Here is a 23,746-nt window from a genome sequence, read left to right as displayed (position 1 = left end):
ATTCCGCGTTACTTAATTGCTTGCGTGTCGGTTCAGGACGCCAGGCCCAGCGCGCGTTTCACCGGGCCAAAGCTGCGCCGGTATTGCTCGATTACGCCATGTTCCAGCAGCTTTTGCAGATGAAAAGCGGTGGGATAACCTTTATGTTGCGCAAAGCCGTACTGCGGGAACTCCCGGTCCAGTACGGCCATTTCAGCATCGCGCGTCACTTTAGCCAGAATAGACGCGGCGCTGATTTCCGCCACTCGGCTGTCGCCTTTGACGACCGCCAGTGACGGCATCGGCAGCGGCGGACAGCGGTTACCATCAATAAGAACAAACTCAGGGGAAACGCGCAAACCGGCAACGGCGCGCTGCATGGCCAGCATGGTCGCGTGCAAAATATTCAGCTCATCGATTTCATGCGGCTCAGCGCGACCGAGGCTCCAGCACAGCGCTTTTTCTTTGATCTCGTCAAATAACGCAAGGCGGCGTTTTTCGCTTAGCTTTTTTGAGTCGTTAAGACCGACGATCGGCTTTGCCGGATCGAGAATAACCGCGGCGGTCACCACTGCGCCAACCAGCGGGCCGCGTCCGACTTCATCGACTCCCGCAACCAGATGGGTATGCGGATATACGAATTCCATCATTTTGCTAACTCCAGTACGGCATCCGCCGCCTGCTCATCAGCGTTGCAGCGGATCTGCTGATGCAGCGCGCGGAAGGTTTCATGCATATCGTGGCTGGTTTTTCCGTCGGCCAGCAGCGGCTTCAGCGCCTCGGCCAGCGCCTGCGGCTGGCATTCATCCTGCAGCAGTTCTTTAACCAGTTCGCGCCCGGCCAGTAAATTCGGCAACGACACATAGTCGGTCTTCACCAGCCGTTTCGCCAGCCAGAAGGTAAACGGCTTCATCCGATAGCCGACAACCATCGGACACTTAGCCAGCATACACTCCAGCGCAGCCGTGCCGGAGGCCAGCAGCGCGGCATCGCTGGCGATCATCGCGTCGCGCGCCCGGCCGTCGAGCAGGTGGACGGCAAGATCCGGCGCCGTTTCCGCTTTGATGCGCTCGAACTGTTCCCGCCGCTTCGCGTTGACCAGCGGGACAACCACTTCCAGGTCGGGATAATGGTCTCGCAGGAGCTGCGCCGTTTTCAGAAAATCAGCGCTGAGCATCTCAACTTCCGCCCCACGGCTTCCCGGCAGCAGCGCCAGGCAATGCACGTTACGATCGATCCCCAGACGGTCGCGCGCCGCGCCTTTATCCGGGTCCAGCGGCATCGCATCCGCCATCGTGTGGCCGATAAACCGGCAGGGAACGTTGAATTTGTCATAAAACGCTTTTTCGAAAGGCAGAAATGCCAATACCAGATCGGTGGATCTGCCAATTTTGAAAACGCGTTTTTGCCGCCATGCCCACACCGAGGGGCTGACGTAATGGATAGTTTTGATACCCTGCTTCTTCAGATTACCTTCGAGGGTGATATTGAAGTCAGGCGCATCAATGCCGACGAATACGTCTGGCTTAAGCTCGGTCAATCGACGGGTGAGATCGGCGCGAATATGCAGCAGACGGCGCAGGCGACCCAGCACTTCCACAATGCCCATCACCGCCAGCTCTTCCATCTCATACCAGGCTTCGCAGCCTTCCGCCTGCATCAACGGCCCGGCAACGCCGACAAAGCGGGCATCAGGTATGCGGGCTTTGAGCGCGCGGATAAGACCGGCACCAAGAATATCGCCGGAGGTTTCTCCGGCGACCAGGGCAATCGTCAGGGGACGCAATTCAGCCATTAACGAATCAGGCCGCGCGTGGAGCGGGCAAAAAAGTCGGTAAAGGTCTGCACTTCGGGATACTGCGCCGCCAGCTCGGCAATTTCAGCTTTCGCTTCGTCCAGCGTTTTACCGCTGCGGTACAGCAGCTTATACGCGTTACGAATCGCAGTGATCGCCTCACGGCTGAAGCCGCGGCGTTTCAGCCCTTCGATGTTGACGCCAAACGGCGTCGCGTGGTTGCCCTGCGCAATCACGAACGGCGGAACGTCCTGCGCTACGCCGGAGCAGCCGCCCACCATCACGTGTGCGCCAATAATGCAGAACTGATGCACGGCGGTCATGCCGCCGATGATAACAAAATCATCCAGCGAAACGTGGCCCGCAAGGGTCGCGTTATTGGCCAGAATACAGCGGTCGCCCAGCGTACAATCGTGCGCCACGTGGGCGTTGATCATCAGCAGGTTATCGCTGCCCACCTTCGTTAATCCACCGCCCTGTACTGTGCCACGATGAATGGTGACGCTTTCGCGGATGCGGTTGCGATCGCCAATTTCCACGCGGGTCGGTTCGCCAGCATATTTCAGGTCCTGGTTAACTTCGCCGATGGAAGCGAACTGATAGATCTCGTTATCGCGGCCAATTTTGGTATGGCCGTTGATGACAACGTGAGATTTCAGTACGGTACCTTCGCCGATTTCGACGTTAGCACCAACAATACAAAACGGGCCAACGTGGACGTTAGCGCCAATAACGGCGCCTTCTTCTACAATGGCGGAAGGATGAATAAAGGCGGTTTTATCAATCACGTATCAGGCCTCCCGGCTACGGGCACACATCATCGTTGCTTCGCAAACCACTTTTCCGTCAACGGTTGCAACGCCTTTAAAGCGAGTCAGACCGCGGCGGGTTTTTTCAAAAGTGACTTCCATAATCATCTGATCGCCAGGCACGACCGGACGTTTGAAACGCGCTTCGTCAATCCCGGCAAAATAATACAGCTCGCCCGGTTCCAGTTTTCCAACGCTTTTGAATGCCAGAATGCCGGTGGCCTGGGCCATAGCTTCGAGAATCAATACGCCCGGTAAAATCGGCTTACCAGGGAAATGCCCCTGGAAAAACGGCTCATTTACAGAAACATTTTTAACTGCGCGTAGAAAACGACCTTCTTCAAAATCCAGCACGCGATCGACCAGCAGGAACGGGTATCGGTGAGGCAGAAGTTCCAGAATCTCTTCAATGTGCAGAGTATGAGTGTCAGTAGTCAAAATACTCTTCCTGTCTAAATATCCTAAAAGGCAATAATAACACGGCCTGCGGCAATCTCATGAATGCAACAGGCCGAAAATTTAATGTGGCTGGACGCAGCACTAATCTTGTTGATTAACCTTGCGCTCAATGGCTTTGAGGCGCTTGCTCATATCATCAATATTCAGTACCAGCGCAGCGGTCTTACGCCAGACCTTATTCGGCTGCAGCGGGATACCTGAAGAGTAAACCCCTGGCTCGGTGATAGGACGCATAACCATTCCCATCCCCGTGACGGTGACTTTATCGCAGATTTCCATATGGCCGTTGATCACGCTGGCTCCGCCAATCATGCAGTAGCGGCCGATCTTCAGGCTGCCCGCCATGATCACGCCGCCAGCAACCGCGGTGTTGTCGCCAATCACCACGTTGTGCGCAATTTGACACTGGTTATCAATAATCACGCCGTTACCGATGACGGTGTCGTCCAGCGCACCACGGTCGATGGTCGTACAGGCGCCAATCTCCACGCGATCGCCAATAATCACGCGACCCAGCTGTGGGATCTTAACCCAGTTGCCGCGATCGTTCGCGTAGCCGAAGCCATCTGCGCCAATCACCGTGCTGGACTGGATCAGGCAATTCTCGCCGATCTCAATGTCGTGGTAAACGGTGACGTTGGCCCATAAACGCGAGCCGGCACCTATTTTCGTATTTTTCCCAACGAAGCAGCCCGCGCCGATAACCACGTTATCACCGAGGATGACGCCCGATTCAATCACGGCGTTGGGGCCAATCGCCACGTGGGTACCCAGCTTCGCCGTCGCATCGATGACCGCGCTGGGCGCGATATCCTGCGCCGGCTGCGGCGTGGTATCAAGAATTTGAGCCATGCGCGCGTAGGTCAGGTAGGGATTACGCACTACCAGCGCGGCGCTATGAGCAAAAGGTAAATCATCCTGCGTCATCACGACGGCAGATGCCTGGCAAGCGGCCAGGTGTTCACGGTACTTAGGATTTACCATGAAAGTAATATCGCCCGCTTGTGCGGACTGCATGGACGCAACGCCGGTGATGACGATATCGCCATCACCGTGTAATTCTGCATCCAACTGCTGGGCTAAATCAGCCAGTCGAATTGAAGGCATTACTTATTTAACCTGTTTCAGCACATCAGCGGTGATGTCTTTTACATCGCTGCTGTTGTATGCAACGGCATTAGAGTCAACAACCAGATCGATGCTCTGATCTTTAGCCACGCTCTGCACGGCGCTCTGAATACGAGTCACCAGCTTGCCGCGCTCTTCGTTAGAACGACGTGCACGATCCTGTTCGAAAGACTGCGCTTTCTGGGAGAAAGTCTGGCGCTGAGCCATCACGTCTTTTTCCAGTTTGGTACGGTCAGAGCCCGCTTTCATGGACTGCAGACGCTGCATTTTAGACTGCAGGTCGCCTTCCATACGCTGCAGCTCGCTCGCGCGGCCTTTAAACTCGTTTTCCAGCGTGTTAGAAACGCCTGTTTTCTGGGCAACCTGTTGGAAGAGGCTGTTCATGTTAACCATTGCAATTTTATCTGCCGCCTGAGCGGAAGTTACCATTGCTAAACCCAGACCTGCAGCTAATAACCACTTTTTCACAATTAACTCCTTACCATCCCATGAGTACCCAGGGGTACCGTTATTTGCGTGGCCAGGCGATAACCTCGGTTATCGCCAATAGTCAGCGCTATACTGCAACTGCACTTACATTCCATTGTAGCCAATACCATTACCAGGTTTTACCGATGTTAAACTGGAACTGTTCGGCTTTGTCTCCATCGTACTTTTTAAACGGCTGAGCGTAGGAGAATACCAACGGACCTAACGGCGACATCCACTGTACTGCGATACCCGCAGACATACGGATATTGCTTGGATCGCTGTAGTCCGGGTAACCACCATATGCGGCTGAATCCCAGTGAGTATCCCACACGGTACCCATATCCCAGAAGACGGAAGTACGGACCGAGTTCGCATATTTATCGCTAATAAACGGCGTCGGGGTGATCAGCTCAAGGCTGGCAACCGCCATGGCGTTACCGCCCACCGCATCATCAGACTTACACGGTGCGGACTCGCTGCTCTTACATTCGTTATCGTAGCTGCTGTCGTCGTCATGACGGCTGCTGGCCGGGAAATAAACCGCTTTCGGACCGATAGTATTGGACTGGAAGCCACGCACGGTGCTTGAACCACCGGCATAGAAGTTCTCATAGAACGGCATCTCTTTACCGCCCAGACCATCGCCATAACCAAAGCGGGTACGACCCAACATCACCCATTTATGATCGTCATCGATAGGTACATAGGTCGCGGTATCGAGCGTCGCTTTGTAGTATTCGTTATCCGATCCCGGAATCGTCACTTTACCGTTCAGGTTGACGCGTGAGCCTTCGGTCGGGAAGAAGCCACGGTCGAGCTTGTTATACGTCCAGCCGTAGTTGAAGGTGAAGTCGTCAGCGCTGAACGAGTTTCTGTCGTTGGTGTTGTCCGGATACTGCCCCATCGAATTCAGATAACGCCACATGGATACCTGAGGCTGCATGTTGGACAGCTTGTTATGCACATAGCCCAGGCCCGCGCGCAGCGTATTGTATTCGTTAACCGGGAAGCCCAGCGTGATGTCTGTACCATAGCTTTTGTTGGTATAGTCAGACAGGTCCGCATCGTTAGCGTCGAAGTCGTTATAGAAAACACGACCGCCGAGGCTGACGCCATCCACGGTAAAGTACGGGTTCGTCACCGACAGTTCAGTATAGGTCTGATAGTCGTTTTTGGTGCCGTTAATCCCAACGGAATAGCCGGTACCGAGCCAGTTATCCTGCTGAACGCCGGCCTGGAAGCTGACGCCGCTTTCCGTACCGTAACCAACGCCGAAGTTAAAGCTACCGGTGTTACGCTCTTTAACCTTATAGACCACGTCAACCTGATCCGGGCTGCCCGGAACGCGCTGCGTATCGGTATCAACCGTTTCAAAGTAGCCTAAACGGTTCAGACGATCTTTACCCTGATCGACCAGGTCGCTGCCTAGCCAGGCGCCTTCCATCTGACGCATTTCGCGACGCAGAACGGCATCTTTCGAGGTATCGTTGCCTTCGAAGCGAATTTTACGCACGTAGTAGCGGTTACCCGCATCGACGTTCACGTGCAGCTTCACGGTCTTATCGCTATCGCTGATTTCCGGCTGGGACTGAACGCGCGGATAGGCATAGCCGTAGCGACCGAGGAGTTTCTTAATGTCATTCTCCATTTTGGTCACTTTGGTGCCGTTATACAGCTCGCCCGGCTCCACTTTGGTCAGCGCTTCGATTTCTGCCGAATGCCCCGCCAGATCACCCGTCACCTGCACACCAGAAAGCTTGTACTGATCGCCTTCGGTAATGTTGATGGTGATGTAGATACCTTTTTTGTCCGGCGTCAGGCTAACCTGCGTGGAGTCAATGTTGAAACGAGCATAGCCGCGATCCAGATAGTAGCTGCGCAGCGTTTCAAGATCTCCCGCCAGCTTCTGTTTCTGATATTTACGATCGCCCACCACGTTCCACCACGGCACTTCATCGCGCAGCTGGAAGGTAGAAATGAGTTCATCGGTGCTGAATGCGTGGTTGCCAACGATATTAATCTGCTGGATTTTCGCCGAGACGCCTTCCTGGAATACCAGCTTCAGGTCGACACGGTTACGCGGCAGCGGCGTCACGACAGCTTTAACGCTGGCGCTGTACTTACCGACGCTGTAGTAGAAATCCTCCAGCCCCTTTTCGATATCAGCCAGCGTGGTGCGATCGAGGGATTCCCCTACGCGCACGCCGGATGCCTCAAGGTTTTGCTTGAGCATGTCATCTTTCACCGACTTGTTACCGGAGAAAGTGATGCTGGCAATCGTTGGACGCTCTTTCACCTGCACCAGCAGGGTATCACCATCGCGCAGTACGCGGACGTCCTCAAAGTTGCCGGTGGCGAACAGAGCACGGATGGTGTTACTGATATCATCATCGGTTACGGTATCGCCAGGACGCACTGGCATACTGAGGAGGGCCGCACCAACAGCGACTCGCTGAAGGCCTTCGAAATGAATGTCCTTCACCACGAACCCGTCAGCACCGTATACGGTTGCGCTGCTAAACAGCAGCGACGCTATGAGCAACTTTTTCATCGCCATCGTTATTATGCGTTCTTCCTAACAAACTCTCTTACAACCGAGAGAAATCATTGAAAAGTGCAAGCCCCATTAACAGCACCAGCAATATTGAGCCAATGCGATAACTAAAGTCTTGAACTCGCTCGGATACCGGCCCGCCTTTCAGCTTTTCAATCGCCAAAAACAGCAGATGTCCCCCGTCGAGAACGGGAAGCGGGAACAGGTTGATTATGCCGAGGTTCACGCTGATCAGCGCAAGGAACATCAGATAGTAAATCAACCCAAATTCCGCTGACATCCCAGCCCCCTGGGCGATAGAAATCGGCCCGCTGAGGTTGTTCAGTTTGACATCACCGGTTATCAATTTGCCCAGCATTCGGACCGTTAACGACATCAGCTGCCAGGTTTTATCCGTGGCTTCAGCGATGGCGGCAAATGGCCCGTACTGACGCACTGTCTTATATTCATCAGGCAGCGGGATGACCTTAGGTACGACCCCTGCAAACCCCTCCGCTTTGCCTTTGGTAGACTTCGTATCCGGCGTCAAGGTCACCGACAGGGGACTACCCTGCCGCTCGATGTCCAGAACTAATGCTCTACCCGGATTATCACGCACCAGATTAACAAACGTCATCCACTGCGTTAACGGTTGACCATCGACTTTAACGATCCTGTCGCCCGCTTGCAAACCCGCCTTCTGCGCCGCCGAGTCAGATTGTACTTCAGCCAGGACGGTATCAATCTGCGCGCTGCGAGGCTGAATGCCCAACGAGGCAACCGGATCTTGTTTATCCGGCTCAAACGCCCAGTGCTGCAGATCGAGGATTTTATCCTGACGTTGATTGGTCCCGAAAGGGGCGACCGTAACTATTGTTTGCCGATCGCCTATCTTCGCCACCAGCGCCATACGTACTGCATCCCAATCAGGCGTTTCGATGCCATCTATCGCTTTAAGTTCCGTTCCTTTTGCAATTTGTGCTTGCGCGGCGATCGAGTTGGGCGTTATGTCGCCAACGACCGGACGCACGCCTGGCACGCCGATAATAAACACCAGCCAGTAGGCAAAAATGGCAAAAAGGAAGTTCGCGATTGGCCCCGCGGCAATAACGGCGGCGCGCTGGCCGACGGTTTTGTTGTTAAACGCGGAGTGACGCATCTCTGGGGCCACGGGCTCAACGCGTTCGTCAAGCATTTTGACATAACCGCCCAGCGGAATAAGGGCGATAATAAATTCCGTTCCTTGCTTGTCAAAACGGCGCCACAGCGCTTTGCCAAAGCCGATTGAGAAACGCTCAACGCGGATACCGCAGCGGCGAGCAACCCAGAAATGGCCAAACTCATGGACGGTGATCAACACGCCCAGCGCAATAATAAAAGCAGCCAAATTCCAGAGAACGCTCAGCATAAAACCTTCCGTCAAATCGTCCTGAAAACCAACAAGAGTAGGCAAGCAAACACGGGCACCGCGGCCGTCAGGCTATCGATACGATCGAGAATACCGCCGTGTCCGGGAATCAGATTTCCGCTATCTTTAATGCCAGCTTCGCGTTTAAACATGCTTTCGGTCAGGTCGCCGAGTACCGAAGCCAGGGCCGCGACAATAGAACACACCAGCAGCACCATCGGCGTGACATTCAGATGGGCCCACCAGCCGTAAGCCCAGGAGATAACCGCTGCCGTTAACAGACCGCCGAAAAAACCCTGCCAGGTTTTACCCGGAGAAACCTTCGGCGCCAGCTTATGCTTACCGAACATTTTTCCGAACATGTAAGCGCCGGAATCCGCGCCCCAGACCAGAATCATTACGTACAGCAACCACAGCGCACCGCTATAATGGTCATCGGTATAATGCCAGGCCCGAAGCGCCAGCATGCCCCAAAAAAACGGCACGATGGTCAGGACGCCAAAAATCAGACGGAGCGTTTTTGAATTGCGCCAGAAAGCCGCTGAAGCGGGGTAAGTGAGCACTAAAAGCAGCGCGACGACCCACCAGCCTAATGACGCCCATAGCGCGCCCTCAACCAGCGGTTGATGAACGTCATAATGGTATTCCGGCATCAGGAATAGCATCAGCGCCAGCAGCAGACCGCAAAGCACTGACAGCCAGACTCTCTGGGTCGTTGAAGTGAAACCGCTAAATTGCCCCCACTCCCACGCGGCGAGCATACAGACGACTAGCGTAACGATGGCAAAACCCGCGGGCGGCAGTAAAAAAAGCGCCGCAATAACAACGGGTATTAAGACGAAAGCAGAAATCAGGCGATACTTCAGCAAAAGTGACCCCCATCAGGCATTGTTGCCGCCCGGCTCAGTGCCGCCGAAGCGACGCTCTCGATTAACAAAGGCATGGAGTGCACCTTCAAAGTCCTGTTCAGCGAAATCGGGCCAAAGAACATCCGTAAAGTAAAGTTCGGCATAGGCAATTTGCCAAATCAAAAAATTACTAATGCGATGCTCTCCCCCGGTCCTAATAACTAAATCTACGGGAGCCAGTTCATGCATGCAGACCTGCTGGCTCAGCATCTCTTCTGTGATTTGCTCGGGCTGAAGCACCCCGTCTTGCACCTGTTTGGCCAGATGACGAACGCCCTGGACGATATCCCAGCGGCCGCCGTAGTTCGCCGCAATATTCAGGGTCAAACCGGTGTTGTTCTCAGTCAGCGCCTCCGCTTTGCGAATACGCTCCTGGAGACGCGCATTGAAGCGCGTGGTCTCGCCGATAATACGCAGGCGCACATTATGCCGGTGCAGACTTTTCACTTCGCTATCCAGCGCCCAGACAAACAGCTCCATCAGCGCGCTGACTTCCTGCGCCGGGCGATTCCAGTTTTCACTGCTGAACGCGTATAACGTCAACGCTTCAATACCATTATTCGCCGCGAAAGAGACGGCGCGACGAACAGATTTAGCGCCGGCTTTATGGCCAAAGGCGCGGATCTTTCCTTGCCGTTTTGCCCAACGCCCGTTGCCATCCATAATAATGGCCACATGACGACAGCCATGCGCAGGCAACATTTCGCTGACAGTTTGATTAGCAGACAACATAACGCGTTTTAAGTCCATAATAAGGATTAGCTAAGCTACTAAACACGGGCCACCGGTCAGCGCTGGATACGCATTTTTATCCGGTGCCGGAGCTACGGCCAATCGCAGAGAACAACCAAAAGCTTTACGCAAAAAAGCCGTGTCTTGCCACGGCCACCGTAATCTTTCACACCAAAATGCAACGATCGGATGGCGCAGACTATATCACTGAAGCACAGCGCCCACAAATATCACAACGCGTATCAGAATTTGCGCCACGCCGTCAGGAGCTGGCCTGCGCTTACCCGGGCCATCGCATCAATAGCCAGCACTTCATCAATACTTTGCGGCTCATTTAACGCCTGTTGATCCAGCACCCCCTGATTTATCGCCGCAATATCGGTAAAGCGAATATCCCCGTTCAGAAACGCCGCGACCGAAACTTCATTTGCCGCATTCAGCGCCGTGGTCGCCGCCTGACCGACATCAAAAGCCTCCATGGCCAGCTTCAGGCAGGGGTAACGGCCGTAATCCGGCGCCGAGAAGCTCAGAGTGCTCAACTGACAGAAATCCAGCGGTTTCACGCCAGAATTAAGGCGTTTTGGCCAGCCCATCGTGTGGGCAATCGGCGTACGCATATCCGGCTCACCGAGCTGCGCCAGGACGCTGCCATCCTGATAACGTACCATCGAGTGAATCACCGATTGCGGATGGATCAGGACTTCCATCTGCTGCGCCGAGGCGTTGAACAGCCAGCGGGCTTCGATATACTCCAGCCCTTTGTTCATCATGGTGGCCGAATCGACAGATATTTTGCGCCCCATCGACCAGTTTGGATGCTTGCATGCCCGATCGGGGGTCATCGCCGCCAGTTCAGAAATCGCCGTTTCCCGGAAGGGACCGCCGGAGCCGGTGAGCAGAATCGACGCCACGCCGTTCTGGGTTAAATCAGCGTATCCCAGATTATGTTGAATTGTTTCCGGCATACTCTGAAAAATCGCATTATGCTCGCTATCAACCGGCAACAATCGTGCGCCGTACTGCTGCACGGCATCCATAAACAGACGGCCGCAGGTCACCAGCGACTCTTTGTTCGCCAGCAGCACCGTTTTACCCGCACGAATGGCTGAGAGCGTCGGCACCAGTCCTGCTGCGCCGACAATCGCCGCCATCACCTGCTCAACCTCGTCGAGCGCCGCCACTTCTGCCGCCGCCTGCTGGCCGCTCATGACTTCCGTTCGGCTGCCCTGCTCGCGCAGTTGCGCACGCAGCAGCTCCGCGCTGTGCGCATCGTCCATTACCGCGTAACGAGGGGAGAATTCCAGACATTGTTCAACCATACGGTCGACATTTTTCCCGGCGACCAGCGCGGTGATAGAAAAGCTATCAGGATTATGGCGCACCACATCCAGCGTGCTGCAGCCGATAGAACCGGTCGAACCAAGAATGGTTAATTGCTTCATGAGGCGTCCAGAATAATGAAGACAGGATAAAAAGCAAAACGCCGCCAGCAAACCCTTATGCATCAATTATCGGTTGACAGAGCGGAGGCGCAAGGCCTTTGACATGGCGCCAAAGGCTACAAGGCCAGCCGTCTAAACGCAATCCCGAAAATTGAGCGTACGGTCTCCTGTACGGCGTTTCAGATTTTACGCAGGCCGATCGTCAGACCTGCGTGTCGGCAGAGAATCAGAACTGCATCAGTTCCGCTTCTTTATCCGCCAGCGCCGCATCAACTTTCTTGATAGCAGCATCAGTCATTTTCTGCACATCTTCCTGAGAGCGGCGATCGTCATCTTCGCTGATCTCTTTCTCTTTCAGCAGCGCTTTGACTTTGTCGTTGGCATCGCGACGAACGTTACGTACGGCAACGCGCGCCTGTTCAGCTTCGCCACGCACGATTTTGGTCAGATCTTTACGACGCTCTTCGGTCAGCGGCGGCAGCGGAACGCGGATATCGCTGCCCGCAGAGCTTGGGTTCAGACCGAGGTCGGAAGCCATAATTGCTTTTTCAACGGCCGGGCTCATGGAGCGATCGAAGACGTTGATCTTCAGCGTGCGGGAGTCTTCTACCGTTACGCTAGCCAGCTGACGCAGCGGAGTCGGCGTGCCGTAGTATTCCACGATAATGCCATCCAGCAGGCTGGGAGAAGCACGACCCGTGCGTATTTTGCTGATTTGGGTTTTGAACGCTTCAACGCATTTGTCCATGCGTACTTCAGCATCTTTTCTGATATCGCTAATCACGTTACGAATCCTTGAAAACTTGTCTCAGACAGACCAGACGGTCGCCCACTGCAAAAGTGAGCTAAGTATAGTCATGTTTATGCTCAGCGTCTTTCAGGCTGCGGGTCAGCCGCAGCATTCCGTCCACAGAGCATGTTGAAAACCATCGGGTCAAAAACCCGAAAAAGTAAGGCCGAATATTACCCGTATTTGACGCTGACGGGAATTACTCAGTAATTAATGTGCCTTCTTTTTCACCCATCACCACGCGGCGCAGCGCGCCAGGCTTATTCATATTGAATACGCGAATCGGCAGTTTGTGGTCACGCGCCAGGGTAAAGGCCGCAAGATCCATCACTTTCAGCTCTTTATCCAGTACTTCGCTGTAGGTCAGCTGATCGTACATCGTTGCGGAAGGATCTTTGGCCGGGTCAGCGGTAAATACACCGTCGACTTTGGTGGCTTTCAGTACCACATCGGCTTCAATTTCAATGCCGCGCAGGCAGGCAGCGGAATCGGTGGTAAAGAATGGGTTGCCGGTACCCGCGGAAAGAATCACCACGCGGTTGTTACGCAGCAGGCTGATAGCTTCCGCCCAGCTGTAGTTATCGCACACGCCATTCAGCGGAATCGCTGACATCAGGCGGGCGTTCACATAGGCGCGATGAAGTGCATCACGCATTGCAAGGCCGTTCATGACCGTTGCCAGCATGCCCATGTGGTCGCCCACAACGCGGTTCATACCCGCTTTCGCCAGACCAGCACCACGGAAAAGGTTACCGCCACCAATCACTACGCCAACCTGAATACCCAGCTCAACCAGTTCTTTGATTTCCTGAGCCATGCGGTCAAGTATGCTCGCATCAATACCGAAGCCTTCCGAACCTTGCAGAGCTTCGCCACTTAACTTAAGCAGAATACGTTTGTAGACGGGTTTTGCATTGGTAGCCATGTTTCTTTCCTGAGACTGTCAACGAATGAGATGAATTAATTCTGGCGACATTGTACGTCGCTTTTCAGCGTGCCCACTATAGCGGTTGGCTGAATTTACACATTAGGCGCAAAAAGAAGCCGCCCTCAGGCGGCTCCTTTTGAAAATTAAGACTGCTTGGACATCGCAGCAACTTCTGCTGCAAAGTCAGTCTCAACTTTCTCAATGCCTTCGCCCACTTCAAAGCGGATGAAGTCAGTCACATCAGCGTTGTGCTCTTTCAGCAGCTGAGCAACGGATTTGCTCGGGTCCATAACGAACGGCTGACCGGTCAGAGAAACTTCGCCGGTGAATTTCTTCATGCGGCCTTCAACCATTTTCTCTGCGATTTCTTTCGGCTTGCCAGACTGCATAGCGATGTCCAGCTGAACCTGGTACTCTTTTTCGACCACTTCAGCGGAAACGTCTTCCGGCTTAACGAATTCAGGCTTGCTTGCAGCGATGTGCATAGCCAGCTGTTTAACCAGCTCTTCGCTCGCGCCTTTAGCGGCAACCAGAACACCGATACGCGCGCCGTGCTGGTAAGAGCCCAGAACTTCGCCTTCCAGGGAAGAAACGCGACGGATGTTGATGTTCTCACCGATTTTAGCAACCAGCGCAACGCGTTCTTCTTCGAACTGTGCTTTCAGAACTTCAACGTCGGTGATTTTGCCTGCAACAGCTGCATCCAGAACTTTGTTAGCAAATGCCTGGAAGCCACCATCTTTAGCCACGAAGTCAGTCTGGCAGTTAACTTCCAGAATGATGCCGTAGGTGCCATCGATTTTAGTGATGATCACGCCGTCAGCGGCAACGTTGCCCGCTTTTTTCGCTGCTTTAATAGCACCGGATTTACGCATGTTTTCGATTGCCAGCTCGATGTCGCCGTTCGCTTCAGTCAGCGCTTTTTTGCAATCCATCATGCCTGCGCCAGTACGCTCGCGCAGCTCTTTTACCAGGGATGCGGTAATTTCAGCCATTCTTTATTCCTCGGGAGATGTGATCGGCCCGGTTCCAGGAACCAGACAGATTTGAAAGTGAAAAAGGGGCCGCTAAGAGGCCCCTATTTATACACGGTACTAAATAAGGGTATGCCTTATTATTCAGCTTCTACGAAGCTTTCTTCCGCCTGAGAAGCCAGATCCTGAGAACGGCCTTCACGAACGGTAGCAGCAACAGCGCTCAGGTACAGGCTAACTGCACGGATTGCGTCGTCGTTACCCGGGATAACGAAGTCAACGCCGTCCGGATCGGAGTTAGTATCAACGATAGCAAATACCGGAATACCCAGGTTGTTTGCTTCTTTGATTGCGATGTGCTCGTGGTCAGCGTCGATAACGAACAGCGCGTCCGGCAGGCCGCCCATGTCTTTGATACCGCCCAGGCTGTTTTCCAGCTTGTCCAGCTCACGAGTGCGCATCAGCGCTTCTTTCTTGGTCAGCTTGTCGAAAGTACCGTCCTGGGACTGAGTTTCCAGGTCTTTCAGACGTTTGATAGACTGACGAACGGTTTTCCAGTTAGTCAGCATACCGCCCAGCCAGCGATGGTTCACGAAGAACTGGTCGCAGCTGTTAGCAGCGTCTTTTACCGCTTCGCTTGCAGCGCGCTTAGTACCAACGAAAAGGATTTTGCCTTTGCGAGAAGAGATCTTGTTCAGTTCAGCCAGAGCTTCGTTGAACATCGGTACAGTTTTCTCAAGGTTGATGATGTGAACTTTGTTACGCGCGCCGAAGATGAAAGGCTTCATTTTCGGGTTCCAGTAACGGGTCTGGTGACCAAAGTGAACACCAGCCTTGAGCATGTCGCGCATGGAAACAGTTGCCATGTTTAAAACCTCTATAGATAAAAGTTGGGGTTATGCCTCCACGTATCCCATATTACCGACCCCAAAGGGCACCCCGGAATATGTGCCGATACGTGTGTGTTGTTACACAAAGTGAGATTTGTCGCTTCAGTCCATCTTGTGTATCTGAGAATGGAACAGAAGTCCGGCGCGCTTTATACCACAAAACAGGAGCAGACACCAACTGTTGTTGACGTCGCGTGCTGCTAATGATTCTCAATTTGGCAGCAGGACGCCCGGACTGTTAACATTGTTCAGACATAATCTATTATTGTCGAAAAAATCGACACTGCTGGACACAATCCATGGCTATTTCTATCAAGACATCTGAAGACATCGAAAAAATGCGCGTTGCCGGCCGCCTGGCCGCTGAAGTGCTGGAAATGATCGAACCCTACGTAAAACCGGGCGTCAGCACCGGCGAACTGGATCGTATCTGCAACGATTATATCGTTAACGAACAAAAAGCCGTATCCGCCTGCCTGGGCTACCACGGCTTCCCGAAATCCGTCTGCATCTCTATTAATGAAGTGGTGTGCCACGGGATCCCGGACGACGGCAAGCTGCTGAAAGATGGCGATATCGTCAACATTGATGTCACCGTCATTAAAGATGATTTCCACGGTGATACCTCGAAGATGTTTATCGTCGGTAAACCGACCATTCTGGGCGAGCGCCTGTGCCGCATTACCCAGGAAAGCCTCTATCTGGCCCTGAAAATGGTCAAACCGGGCGTTAATCTGCGCGCTATCGGCGCGGCTATCCAGAAATACGTTGAAGCCGAAGGTTTCTCCGTCGTGCGCGAGTACTGCGGCCACGGTATCGGCCGCGGTTTCCATGAAGAACCGCAGGTGCTGCATTACGACTCTCCGGAAACCAACGTGGTGCTCAAACCCGGCATGACCTTTACCATTGAGCCGATGGTCAACGCGGGTAAAAAAGAGATCCGCAGTATGAAAGACGGCTGGACGGTAAAAACCAAAGACCGGAGCTTGTCTGCGCAGTATGAGCATACTATTGTGGTGACAGACAGCGGCTGCGAAATACTGACGTTACGCAAGGATGACACCATCCCGGCGATAATCTCGCACAACGAATGATGAAAAGCCGGCGCCAGCCGGCTTTTTTATGACGGGCACCCTGTGGGCCGCCGCAAGCGACGTTAAAAATCGCTCCCGGCGATTTTTTATGACGGGCGTCCTGCCCGTCACCCTATGGGCCGCCGCAAGCGACATAAAAAATCGCTCCCGGCGATTTTTTATGGGCGATAGTTTTTTATTATGGTGGCGCGATGAGCAACTCTTTATCTGATACTGTCTCCCCTGCCCTGGCCGACCAGCCGGCGAATCCGGGCCGCTGGCCGCAGAGCGACTTCAACTGCGCGGCTATCAAGGCGCACATCGACGCTTTTCAGCGCTGGCTGGGCGAAGCGTTTGACCACGGCATCGCCGCAGAGAGATTGATTGAGGCGCGCACCGAATTTATCGATCAGCTGCTTCAGCGGCTATGGGTCGAGTACGGGTTCGGGTCGATGAACGACATCGCGCTGGTCGCCGTCGGCGGTTACGGCCGCGGCGAACTGCACCCGCTTTCCGATATCGATCTGCTTATCCTGAGCCGTAAAAAGCTGCCCGATGAGCAGGCGCAGAAGGTCGGCGAGCTGCTGACGCTGCTGTGGGATATCAAGCTGGAAGTCGGCCACAGCGTGCGCACCCTCGAAGAGTGCCTGCTGGAGGGGCTGTCGGACCTCAGCGTCGCCACTAACCTGATTGAATCGCGTCTGCTTATTGGCGACGTCGCGCTGTTCCTTGAACTGCAAAAACACATATTCAGCGACGGCTTCTGGCCATCGGAAAAGTTCTTTGCGGCAAAAGTCGAAGAGCAGAATGTACGCCATCAGCGCTATCACGGGACCAGCTATAACCTCGAGCCGGACGTGAAAAGCAGCCCCGGCGGCCTGCGCGATATTCACACCCTGCAGTGGATCGCGCGCCGCCATTTCGGCGCCACCTCGCTTGATGAAATGGTCGGCTTCGGTTTCCTGACCGAAGCCGAGCGCAACGAGCTTAACGAATGCCTGCATCAGCTGTGGCGCATTCGCTTTGCGCTGCATCTGGAGCTCAACCGCTACGATAATCGTCTGCTGTTCGACAGGCAGTTCAGCGTCGCCCGTCGCCTGCGTTACGAAGGCGAAAGCAACCAGCCGATCGAGCATATGATGAAGGATTTCTTTCGCGTCACCCGCCGGGTGAGCGAGCTGAACCAAATGCTGATCCAGCTGTTCGAAGAGGCGATTCTGGCGCTCACCGAAGATGAGAAGCCGCGGCCGATTGACGATGATTTTCAGCTGCGCGGCACGCTAATCGATCTGCGCGATGACACGCTGTTCATCCGCGAACCGCAGGCGATTCTGCGCATGTTCTTTATGATGGTGCGCAACAGCAGCATTACCGGCATCTACTCCACCACGCTTCGCCACCTGCGCCACGCTCGCCGTCATCTGACGCAGCCGCTTTGCTATATTCCGGAAGCGCGGACCCTGTTCCTCAGCATGCTGCGCCATCAGGGCGCGGTCAGCCGGGGGCTGCTGCCGATGCACCGCCATAGCGTGCTGTGGGCCTATATGCCGCAATGGTCGCATATTGTCGGTCAGATGCAATTTGACCTGTTTCACGCCTATACCGTTGATGAACACACGATCCGCGTGCTGCTTAAGCTTGAGAGCTTCGCCAAAGAAGAGACCCGCAGCCGCCATCCGCTGTGCGTTGAACTGTGGCCGCGCCTGACGCATCCGGAGCTGATCCTTATCGCCGCCCTCTTCCACGATATCGCGAAAGGACGCGGCGGCGACCATTCGATTCTCGGCGCGCAGGACGTGCTGAAATTCGCCGAGCTTCACGGTCTTAACTCGCGCGAAACCCAGCTGGTGGCGTGGCTGGTGCGTCATCATCTGCTGATGTCGGTCACCGCCCAGCGTCGCGATATTCAGGATCCGGAAGTGATCAAGCAGTTTGCCGAAGAGGTGCAAACGGAGAACCGTCTGCACTACCTGGTTTGCCTGACCGTCGCCGATATCTGCGCCACCAACGAAAACCTGTGGAACAGCTGGAAGCAGAGCCTGCTGCGCGAGCTCTATTTCGCCACCGAAAAACAGCTGCGCCGGGGGATGCAAAACACGCCGGATATGCGCGAGCGGGTGCGTCACCACCAGCTACAGGCGCTGGCGCTGCTGCGGATGGAAAATATTAATGAACAGGCGCTGCACCAAATCTGGAACCGCTGCCGCGCCAACTACTTTGTGCGCCATACGCCAAACCAGCTCGCCTGGCACGCGCGTAATCTGCTGCAGCACGATCTCAGCAAACCGATGATCCTGCTCAGTTCCCACGCCTCGCGCGGGGGCACCGAGATCTTCATCTGGAGTCCGGATCGTCCTTACCTCTTCGCCGCCGTTTGCGGCGAGCTGGATCGACGTAATCTTAGCGTTCACGATGCGCAGATCTTCACCACCCGCGACGGCATGGCGATGGATACCTTTATTGTTCTTGAGCCGGACGGCAGCCCGCTTTCCGCCGACAGGCACGAAATGATCCGCATGGGCCTGGAACAGACCATCAGCCAGCGCAGCTGGCAGCCGCCGGCGCCCCGTCGTCAGGCGGCGAAGCTGAGGCATTTTTCCGTGCCGACGGAGGTGAATTTCCTGCCGACGCATACCGACCGGAAATCCTTTCTTGAGCTGATTGCTCTCGACCAGCCGGGTCTGTTAGCGCGCGTCGGCCAGGTGTTTGCCGACCTCGGAATTTCGCTCCACGGCGCGCGAATTACGACAATTGGTGAGCGAGTAGAAGATTTATTTATAATCGCCACCGCAGACCGGCGCGCCCTTAATAATGAGCTACAGCAAGAAGTGCAACAACGGTTGACAGAGGCCCTCAATCCAAACGATAAAGGGTAACGTATTTTTTTTAAGTAAATGGAAAGAGTAAACAATGCAGCAATTACAGAACGTTATTGAGTCCGCTTTTGAGCGTCGCGCCGACATCACGCCGGCAAACGTGGATACCGTAACCCGCGAAGCGGTTAACCAGGTGATTTCTCTGCTTGATTCCGGCGCGCTGCGTGTCGCTGAAAAAGTTGACGGCCAGTGGGTCACCCATCAGTGGCTGAAGAAAGCGGTTCTGCTCTCTTTCCGTATTAACGATAACCAGGTTATCGATGGTGCGGAAAGCCGCTACTTCGATAAAGTCCCAATGAAGTTCGCGGATTATGATGAAGCGCGTTTCCAGAAAGAAGGTTTCCGCGTCGTTCCGCCGGCGGCCGTTCGTCAGGGGGCGTATATCGCTCGCAACACGGTTCTGATGCCGTCCTATGTGAACATCGGCGCCTACGTTGACGAAGGTTCGATGGTTGATACCTGGGCGACCGTGGGTTCCTGCGCGCAGATCGGCAAAAACGTCCACCTGTCCGGCGGCGTCGGCATCGGTGGCGTACTGGAGCCGCTGCAGGCTAACCCGACCATTATCGAAGATAACTGCTTTATCGGCGCGCGTTCGGAAGTCGTTGAAGGCGTCATCGTCGAAGAGGGTTCCGTTATCTCCATGGGCGTATACCTCGGCCAGAGCACCAAAATCTACGACCGCGAAACCGGTGAAGTCTTCTACGGCCGCGTTCCGGCGGGATCCGTCGTCGTCTCCGGCAACCTGCCGTCAAAAGATGGCAAGTACAGCCTATACTGCGCGGTTATCGTCAAAAAAGTCGATGCCAAAACCCGCGGCAAGGTTGGAATCAACGAACTTCTGCGTACCATCGACTAAGCAGCATGAAAAGCGGGAGGCATCCCGCTTTTTTTATATATTGAGCTGGCGAAGATGGATTTTTTCGTTAATTATTCAAAGATTACGATGATATCAAAGGTACCGTTATGTACGATAATCTGAAAAGTCTTGGTATTACCAATCCTGATGAAATCGATCGCTATAGCCTGCGGCAGGAAGCCAATAACGACATTCTGAAAATCTACTTTCAGAAGGATAAAGGCGAGTTCTTCGCCAAGAGCGTCAAGTTCAAATATCCGCGTCAGCGCAAAACCGTTGTCGCCGACGGCGTGGGCCAGGGATATAAAGAAGTCCAGGAGATTAGCCCTAATCTACGCTATATCATCGACGAGCTGGATCAAATCTGTCAGCGCGATCGCACCGAAATCGATCTGAAACGTAAGATCCTCGACGATCTGCGTCACCTCGAAAGCGTGGTGACGAATAAGATCAGCGAAATCGAATCCGATCTGGAAAAACTGACCCGCAATAAGTAAGCCTGATACGGGCCAGATGCTGGCCCTGTTTCTCTCTGCCTCATCCTCTTTTTTCTCACTCACCCCCACCGGCAGCATCAGCGAATATCAGCTATTCCTCTCTGATATCATTTCATCTCATATCCCTATCTACATGAATGACATAATAAAATAAGTCGCTGTATGTTCAATTTCCACCTGAAAGGAGATCATACGATGACACAGGAAATTGAACAAAAATTTTATACCCTACAATCTGCGCCCTGGCTGGATAAGACCGGTTTTGAAAAAGGACGGCAGCACGATCGCCAGCCGCTGGGCTTTATTCTGCCCGCCAATACGCCGCTGCACATTCGCCAACCGGATATCAGCAACGGCAACTCGATTCTGCGCCTGCTTTGCAATGATACCGCGCTAGAAAGCACCAGCACGATCGCCACCGGCTGGAAAACGGTCAGCGCCACGGTCGACACCGTTCCTTTTGTCGATACGCTGTTTACCGACCAGTCCAGCGAATTCACCGTCATCTACCAGCAACCTGCCGCAACTAAACCGCTGCCGTGCTGGAAAGCAGGACAATCTGAGGATGAATTTTTCCTCAGCTGGGAGAAAAATCAATCCGCACTCGCGCTGCTTGATTTAGATGTGATTAACCTGCTGCTGCCCTACGCCGACCGCGATAATGCGATGAAAGCGGGCTTATCCTCGCTACACGCTTATTACACCCACCTTTTCAAATGCTATAACGACTGGGCTGGGCTAAGCGATCGCCCGGATGCGCCGTGGAACCAGGATGTCGCCAACCGCTACTTTGTGCGGGCAGATAAACACGGCGTCGGCGCAGCCTATTATCACCCCTGGTGGTGCGCACATACATCATCAACGTTAGGTGAAGGCTGGCTGGATAACGTTGCGACGCAGTGGGTTATTCTTCATGAAATTGCGCACGGGTATCAGGGCAAATTTATGCAGGACACCACTCTGCCCGTCAATGAGGTGTGGAACAATATTTACGCCGCTTTCTATCAGCAGCTTACCCTGAGCCAGGATAATCATCTCTATGTGGATGGCTGGCTCTATAACTATGGTCAGCAGGCCGTACAGGAACTCCAGCTGATGACCTATATAAAAGACCAGACGCCGGTCGCCAGCTGGGGCCTGCGTCCGCGCCTGCAATTCCTGATGCTGATGTTGCTAAAAGCAGGAACCAAAGCCTTCAGCGCCTTTAACCAGAACTATCGTGAACTGGCCAACGGCGATAGCTTCCGGCCGTCCGATTATCAGCTTATCGATATGTTGGCTACCGCCATTGCCGCCGCCGCAGGGTATGATGTCACGCCGTTTATCGAGCTATGCGGCTTAACGCTGGAAATTACCACTAAGGGAGATATCGCCGCGCTGGCGGCAAAACCGCTCTATCCGCTGTATCTTTTCCTTCCGCAAAGCGAATGGGATAGCGCGCGGCGGCAGCTGGGGCTGGACTCCTTCGTGTGGCTGGTGGATAACAGCGAACTGGCGGCATTAGGCAAAACGGGGACGCTATCCCTGACGTTCAATATCGACCAGCTGGAACAAATTTACGGGCGAACGCTGACGATTAAAGATAATTGTGGCACGCATTATTCACTGGTTGTTAATGATGACACGTTGATCCTGAATGATATTCCAGTCGGCGTTTACCAGATCGATCCTCCGAAAGGCCGTTCACAAAAATATCGTCCGGATATCAGCTATCTCGTCGTAAAAGAAGGGGCGAATGCGGCTACCATCAACTACACCCGACAACGCGATACCCGCGGGCGTAACGTGACAATGAGCTTTTTAGGTATTGGCGACACGCCGTTTGCATATCTGGATATCGATTTAGAAAATCAGCAGCTTACGCTGAATATTACCAGCGCCACGCCGCACAACAACTACCCTGACGCGCTCTATGCCGGCGTATGCGTACTTTCCGCCAGCGGCGAAAAAGTCTTTGAGCGCAATATGAACGGCACAAACTGCGCCACCGGTAAGGTGATTATTCCCTTCGGCCCTCACTATCACTTGTATATTACTCACGTCGAGCCGGGACGTCTGAAAGCCTCCCCAGAGTATTTACCGCTGATCGCGGGCGAGAAATGCCAGCTGATGCGTATTGATGAGAGTGGGCTTTACAACTTTATCCTCGATAATAATCCGGCGGAAGATTTACTGGCTATTTTCGAGCATGACGCTCAGGCGATGCGTAACCAGCCTTCGCTATTAGCGCAGGAAGAGAGCGTATGTAAAAACGATCTCTGGCTGATGCTCTCCCATATTGAAGAGCCCCAGCGCAGCAGGCTGCTTAAAGAGTATGCCGATGTTCTGCCTCAGGATAATAGTGAACCGGGCGAGTTCACGGGCAAGAGCGTGACCCTCAATCTCAGAGGACAGGGCAACAAAGATTTTTGCCAGATCGTTATCGATAATCAACAGCACGCCATGATGGTCACCACCCGTACCGGCGCGCCGCACCCGTATTATGTCTCCCATACCTACGCCAGCATTACGGTAACCGGGGCGGACGAAACGGTGGTTTATCACCGCAGCTATGCCGGAGCGACCAACAACCTGGCAAACATCGAAACTATCGCCCTCGCTGAAAACATGATCATTGAGGTTTTCCATGATGAGCCATTCCGCTCCAGCGCCAGCAATGATACGACGCATCGCGCCATTACGCTGAAGCAGCACAACCGCTGGCGGGTAGTGAAGGATGGGCTGGAGGCCTGTTCGCTGGTGCCAGACCCGGAGGATAAAGAAACTACGGATGCTGAGGACGAGGCTACAGAGCTGTATGGCGATCTCTTCTGCTGGCAGCTACTGGGCAATGATAATATTCGTTTTGCGACGATGGAGATGGATATTGGCCGCGGCGCGCTCACCTTTACCGCCAGCCCCGTGGTGCCGAATAAGCACTTTACGACGGCCTATGCCGCGGTGAATATCTACAATACGCGCGGCTCGGTGGTTTATCGCCAGTCCATTAAAGGCTCATCGCAGCTTGGCGACTATATAGATACGGCAATACTTGATGAGGGCTATATCATCGAAGTCTTCCATGCCGAAGCCGGCGATCGCTCCGTCATTATCAACCCGCAAAACGGTAACGCCTGGCCACAGCCTCATACCGTCTCCTGGCAAGTCACGGCCCGCGGACTGCAGCGCCTGTAATTCCCGTCCCCACTCCCGCCG

General features: G+C 54.1%; 20 protein-coding genes. 5 read left to right on the top strand and 15 right to left on the bottom strand.

Features of this window, described 5'->3' with window-relative positions:
* Positions 1 to 32: 32 nt before the first annotated feature.
* From rnhB to rpsB, 15 genes are all read right to left on the bottom strand, one after another.
* The gene (gene rnhB, locus ABLV30_RS03160; protein ID WP_014228005.1) at positions 33 to 629 is read right to left on the bottom strand and encodes a ribonuclease HII; all 597 of its coding nucleotides are present in this window, start codon (positions 627 to 629) and stop codon (positions 33 to 35) included.
* Positions 626 to 1,774 carry a lipid-A-disaccharide synthase gene (gene lpxB / locus ABLV30_RS03155; protein WP_025107387.1) on the bottom strand — a complete coding sequence of 383 codons (1,149 nt, stop codon included), beginning with the start codon at positions 1,772 to 1,774 and terminating at the stop codon, positions 626 to 628. Before lpxB ends, rnhB begins: the two co-directional genes overlap by 4 nt.
* Positions 1,774 to 2,562, bottom strand: coding sequence for an acyl-ACP--UDP-N-acetylglucosamine O-acyltransferase (gene lpxA / locus ABLV30_RS03150; protein WP_004098763.1), 789 nt, complete (start codon positions 2,560 to 2,562; stop codon positions 1,774 to 1,776). Before lpxA ends, lpxB begins: the two co-directional genes overlap by 1 nt.
* Before the next feature lie 3 nt (positions 2,563 to 2,565).
* Positions 2,566 to 3,021: a 3-hydroxyacyl-ACP dehydratase FabZ gene (fabZ, locus tag ABLV30_RS03145; protein ID WP_004098761.1), complete on the bottom strand. Its 456-nt coding sequence runs from the start codon at positions 3,019 to 3,021 to the stop codon at positions 2,566 to 2,568.
* A 102-nt stretch (positions 3,022 to 3,123) separates the two neighbouring features.
* On the bottom strand, positions 3,124 to 4,149 hold the full coding sequence (lpxD, locus tag ABLV30_RS03140) for a UDP-3-O-(3-hydroxymyristoyl)glucosamine N-acyltransferase (protein WP_014837448.1): 1,026 nt from the start codon (positions 4,147 to 4,149) through the stop codon (positions 3,124 to 3,126).
* Between the two features lie 3 nt (positions 4,150 to 4,152).
* The gene (gene skp, locus ABLV30_RS03135; RefSeq protein ID WP_004098757.1) at positions 4,153 to 4,638 is read right to left on the bottom strand and encodes a molecular chaperone Skp; all 486 of its coding nucleotides are present in this window, start codon (positions 4,636 to 4,638) and stop codon (positions 4,153 to 4,155) included.
* A gap of 130 nt (positions 4,639 to 4,768) precedes the next feature.
* Positions 4,769 to 7,198 (bottom strand): outer membrane protein assembly factor BamA, encoded by a 2,430-nt coding sequence (gene bamA, locus ABLV30_RS03130; RefSeq protein WP_014228002.1) that lies wholly within the window; start codon positions 7,196 to 7,198, stop codon positions 4,769 to 4,771.
* 31 nt (positions 7,199 to 7,229) lie between these two features.
* Positions 7,230 to 8,582: a sigma E protease regulator RseP gene (gene rseP, locus ABLV30_RS03125; protein WP_014228001.1), complete on the bottom strand. Its 1,353-nt coding sequence runs from the start codon at positions 8,580 to 8,582 to the stop codon at positions 7,230 to 7,232.
* A gap of 11 nt (positions 8,583 to 8,593) precedes the next feature.
* On the bottom strand, positions 8,594 to 9,451 hold the full coding sequence (cdsA, locus tag ABLV30_RS03120; protein WP_014228000.1) for a phosphatidate cytidylyltransferase: 858 nt from the start codon (positions 9,449 to 9,451) through the stop codon (positions 8,594 to 8,596).
* Between the two features lie 12 nt (positions 9,452 to 9,463).
* Positions 9,464 to 10,222, bottom strand: a complete 759-nt coding sequence (ispU, locus tag ABLV30_RS03115) for a (2E,6E)-farnesyl-diphosphate-specific ditrans,polycis-undecaprenyl-diphosphate synthase (protein WP_004098751.1) — start codon at positions 10,220 to 10,222, stop codon at positions 9,464 to 9,466.
* 242 nt (positions 10,223 to 10,464) lie between these two features.
* Complete coding sequence (ispC, locus tag ABLV30_RS03110) at positions 10,465 to 11,664, bottom strand: 1-deoxy-D-xylulose-5-phosphate reductoisomerase (protein ID WP_348865520.1); 1,200 nt, start codon at positions 11,662 to 11,664, stop codon at positions 10,465 to 10,467.
* Between the two features lie 226 nt (positions 11,665 to 11,890).
* Positions 11,891 to 12,448, bottom strand: a complete 558-nt coding sequence (gene frr / locus ABLV30_RS03105) for a ribosome recycling factor (RefSeq protein ID WP_004098748.1) — start codon at positions 12,446 to 12,448, stop codon at positions 11,891 to 11,893.
* A gap of 205 nt (positions 12,449 to 12,653) precedes the next feature.
* Positions 12,654 to 13,379 carry a UMP kinase gene (pyrH, locus tag ABLV30_RS03100; RefSeq protein WP_004098747.1) on the bottom strand — a complete coding sequence of 242 codons (726 nt, stop codon included), beginning with the start codon at positions 13,377 to 13,379 and terminating at the stop codon, positions 12,654 to 12,656.
* A 146-nt stretch (positions 13,380 to 13,525) separates the two neighbouring features.
* Positions 13,526 to 14,377 (bottom strand): translation elongation factor Ts, encoded by an 852-nt coding sequence (gene tsf, locus ABLV30_RS03095; protein ID WP_265801429.1) that lies wholly within the window; start codon positions 14,375 to 14,377, stop codon positions 13,526 to 13,528.
* 119 nt (positions 14,378 to 14,496) lie between these two features.
* A complete protein-coding gene (gene rpsB, locus ABLV30_RS03090; protein ID WP_003856207.1) occupies positions 14,497 to 15,222 on the bottom strand; it encodes a 30S ribosomal protein S2 in 726 nt (241 codons plus the stop codon).
* Positions 15,223 to 15,545: 323 nt separating this feature from the next.
* Between rpsB and map the strand changes: the two genes are divergently transcribed.
* The 5 genes from map to ABLV30_RS03065 all read left to right on the top strand — a co-directional run bounded on the left by map (position 15,546) and on the right by ABLV30_RS03065 (position 23,725).
* The gene (map, locus tag ABLV30_RS03085) at positions 15,546 to 16,340 is read left to right on the top strand and encodes a type I methionyl aminopeptidase (protein ID WP_004098745.1); all 795 of its coding nucleotides are present in this window, start codon (positions 15,546 to 15,548) and stop codon (positions 16,338 to 16,340) included.
* A 191-nt stretch (positions 16,341 to 16,531) separates the two neighbouring features.
* Positions 16,532 to 19,195: a bifunctional uridylyltransferase/uridylyl-removing protein GlnD gene (gene glnD, locus ABLV30_RS03080; RefSeq protein ID WP_265801427.1), complete on the top strand. Its 2,664-nt coding sequence runs from the start codon at positions 16,532 to 16,534 to the stop codon at positions 19,193 to 19,195.
* Positions 19,196 to 19,229: 34 nt separating this feature from the next.
* Positions 19,230 to 20,054 carry a 2,3,4,5-tetrahydropyridine-2,6-dicarboxylate N-succinyltransferase gene (gene dapD, locus ABLV30_RS03075; RefSeq protein WP_004098743.1) on the top strand — a complete coding sequence of 275 codons (825 nt, stop codon included), beginning with the start codon at positions 19,230 to 19,232 and terminating at the stop codon, positions 20,052 to 20,054.
* A gap of 107 nt (positions 20,055 to 20,161) precedes the next feature.
* Positions 20,162 to 20,551, top strand: a complete 390-nt coding sequence (locus ABLV30_RS03070) for a DUF3461 family protein (protein WP_004098742.1) — start codon at positions 20,162 to 20,164, stop codon at positions 20,549 to 20,551.
* 195 nt (positions 20,552 to 20,746) lie between these two features.
* Complete coding sequence (locus tag ABLV30_RS03065) at positions 20,747 to 23,725, top strand: putative mucin/carbohydrate-binding domain-containing protein (protein ID WP_265801425.1); 2,979 nt, start codon at positions 20,747 to 20,749, stop codon at positions 23,723 to 23,725.
* The last annotated feature ends 21 nt before the right edge of the window (positions 23,726 to 23,746 follow it).

The organism is Klebsiella sp. CN_Kp113 (assembly GCF_040064585.1).
GTDB lineage: Bacteria > Pseudomonadota > Gammaproteobacteria > Enterobacterales > Enterobacteriaceae > Klebsiella > Klebsiella michiganensis.
The sequence above is the reverse complement of the archived record's forward strand: the minus strand, read 5'-3'. Positions and strand labels throughout refer to the sequence as shown.

Coding starts and splice junctions, on each gene's coding strand:
- rnhB (WP_014228005.1), bottom strand. CDS start 629: ATGATGGAATTCGTATATCCGCATACCCATCTGGTTGCGGGAGTCGAT.
- lpxB (WP_025107387.1), bottom strand. CDS start 1,774: ATGGCTGAATTGCGTCCCCTGACGATTGCCCTGGTCGCCGGAGAAACC.
- lpxD (WP_014837448.1), bottom strand. CDS start 4,149: ATGCCTTCAATTCGACTGGCTGATTTAGCCCAGCAGTTGGATGCAGAA.
- bamA (WP_014228002.1), bottom strand. CDS start 7,198: ATGGCGATGAAAAAGTTGCTCATAGCGTCGCTGCTGTTTAGCAGCGCA.
- rseP (WP_014228001.1), bottom strand. CDS start 8,582: ATGCTGAGCGTTCTCTGGAATTTGGCTGCTTTTATTATTGCGCTGGGC.
- ispU (WP_004098751.1), bottom strand. CDS start 10,222: ATGTTGTCTGCTAATCAAACTGTCAGCGAAATGTTGCCTGCGCATGGC.
- ispC (WP_348865520.1), bottom strand. CDS start 11,664: ATGAAGCAATTAACCATTCTTGGTTCGACCGGTTCTATCGGCTGCAGC.
- pyrH (WP_004098747.1), bottom strand. CDS start 13,379: ATGGCTACCAATGCAAAACCCGTCTACAAACGTATTCTGCTTAAGTTA.
- tsf (WP_265801429.1), bottom strand. CDS start 14,377: ATGGCTGAAATTACCGCATCCCTGGTAAAAGAGCTGCGCGAGCGTACT.
- rpsB (WP_003856207.1), bottom strand. CDS start 15,222: ATGGCAACTGTTTCCATGCGCGACATGCTCAAGGCTGGTGTTCACTTT.
- map (WP_004098745.1), top strand. CDS start 15,546: ATGGCTATTTCTATCAAGACATCTGAAGACATCGAAAAAATGCGCGTT.
- glnD (WP_265801427.1), top strand. CDS start 16,532: ATGAGCAACTCTTTATCTGATACTGTCTCCCCTGCCCTGGCCGACCAG.
- dapD (WP_004098743.1), top strand. CDS start 19,230: ATGCAGCAATTACAGAACGTTATTGAGTCCGCTTTTGAGCGTCGCGCC.
- ABLV30_RS03070 (WP_004098742.1), top strand. CDS start 20,162: ATGTACGATAATCTGAAAAGTCTTGGTATTACCAATCCTGATGAAATC.
- ABLV30_RS03065 (WP_265801425.1), top strand. CDS start 20,747: ATGACACAGGAAATTGAACAAAAATTTTATACCCTACAATCTGCGCCC.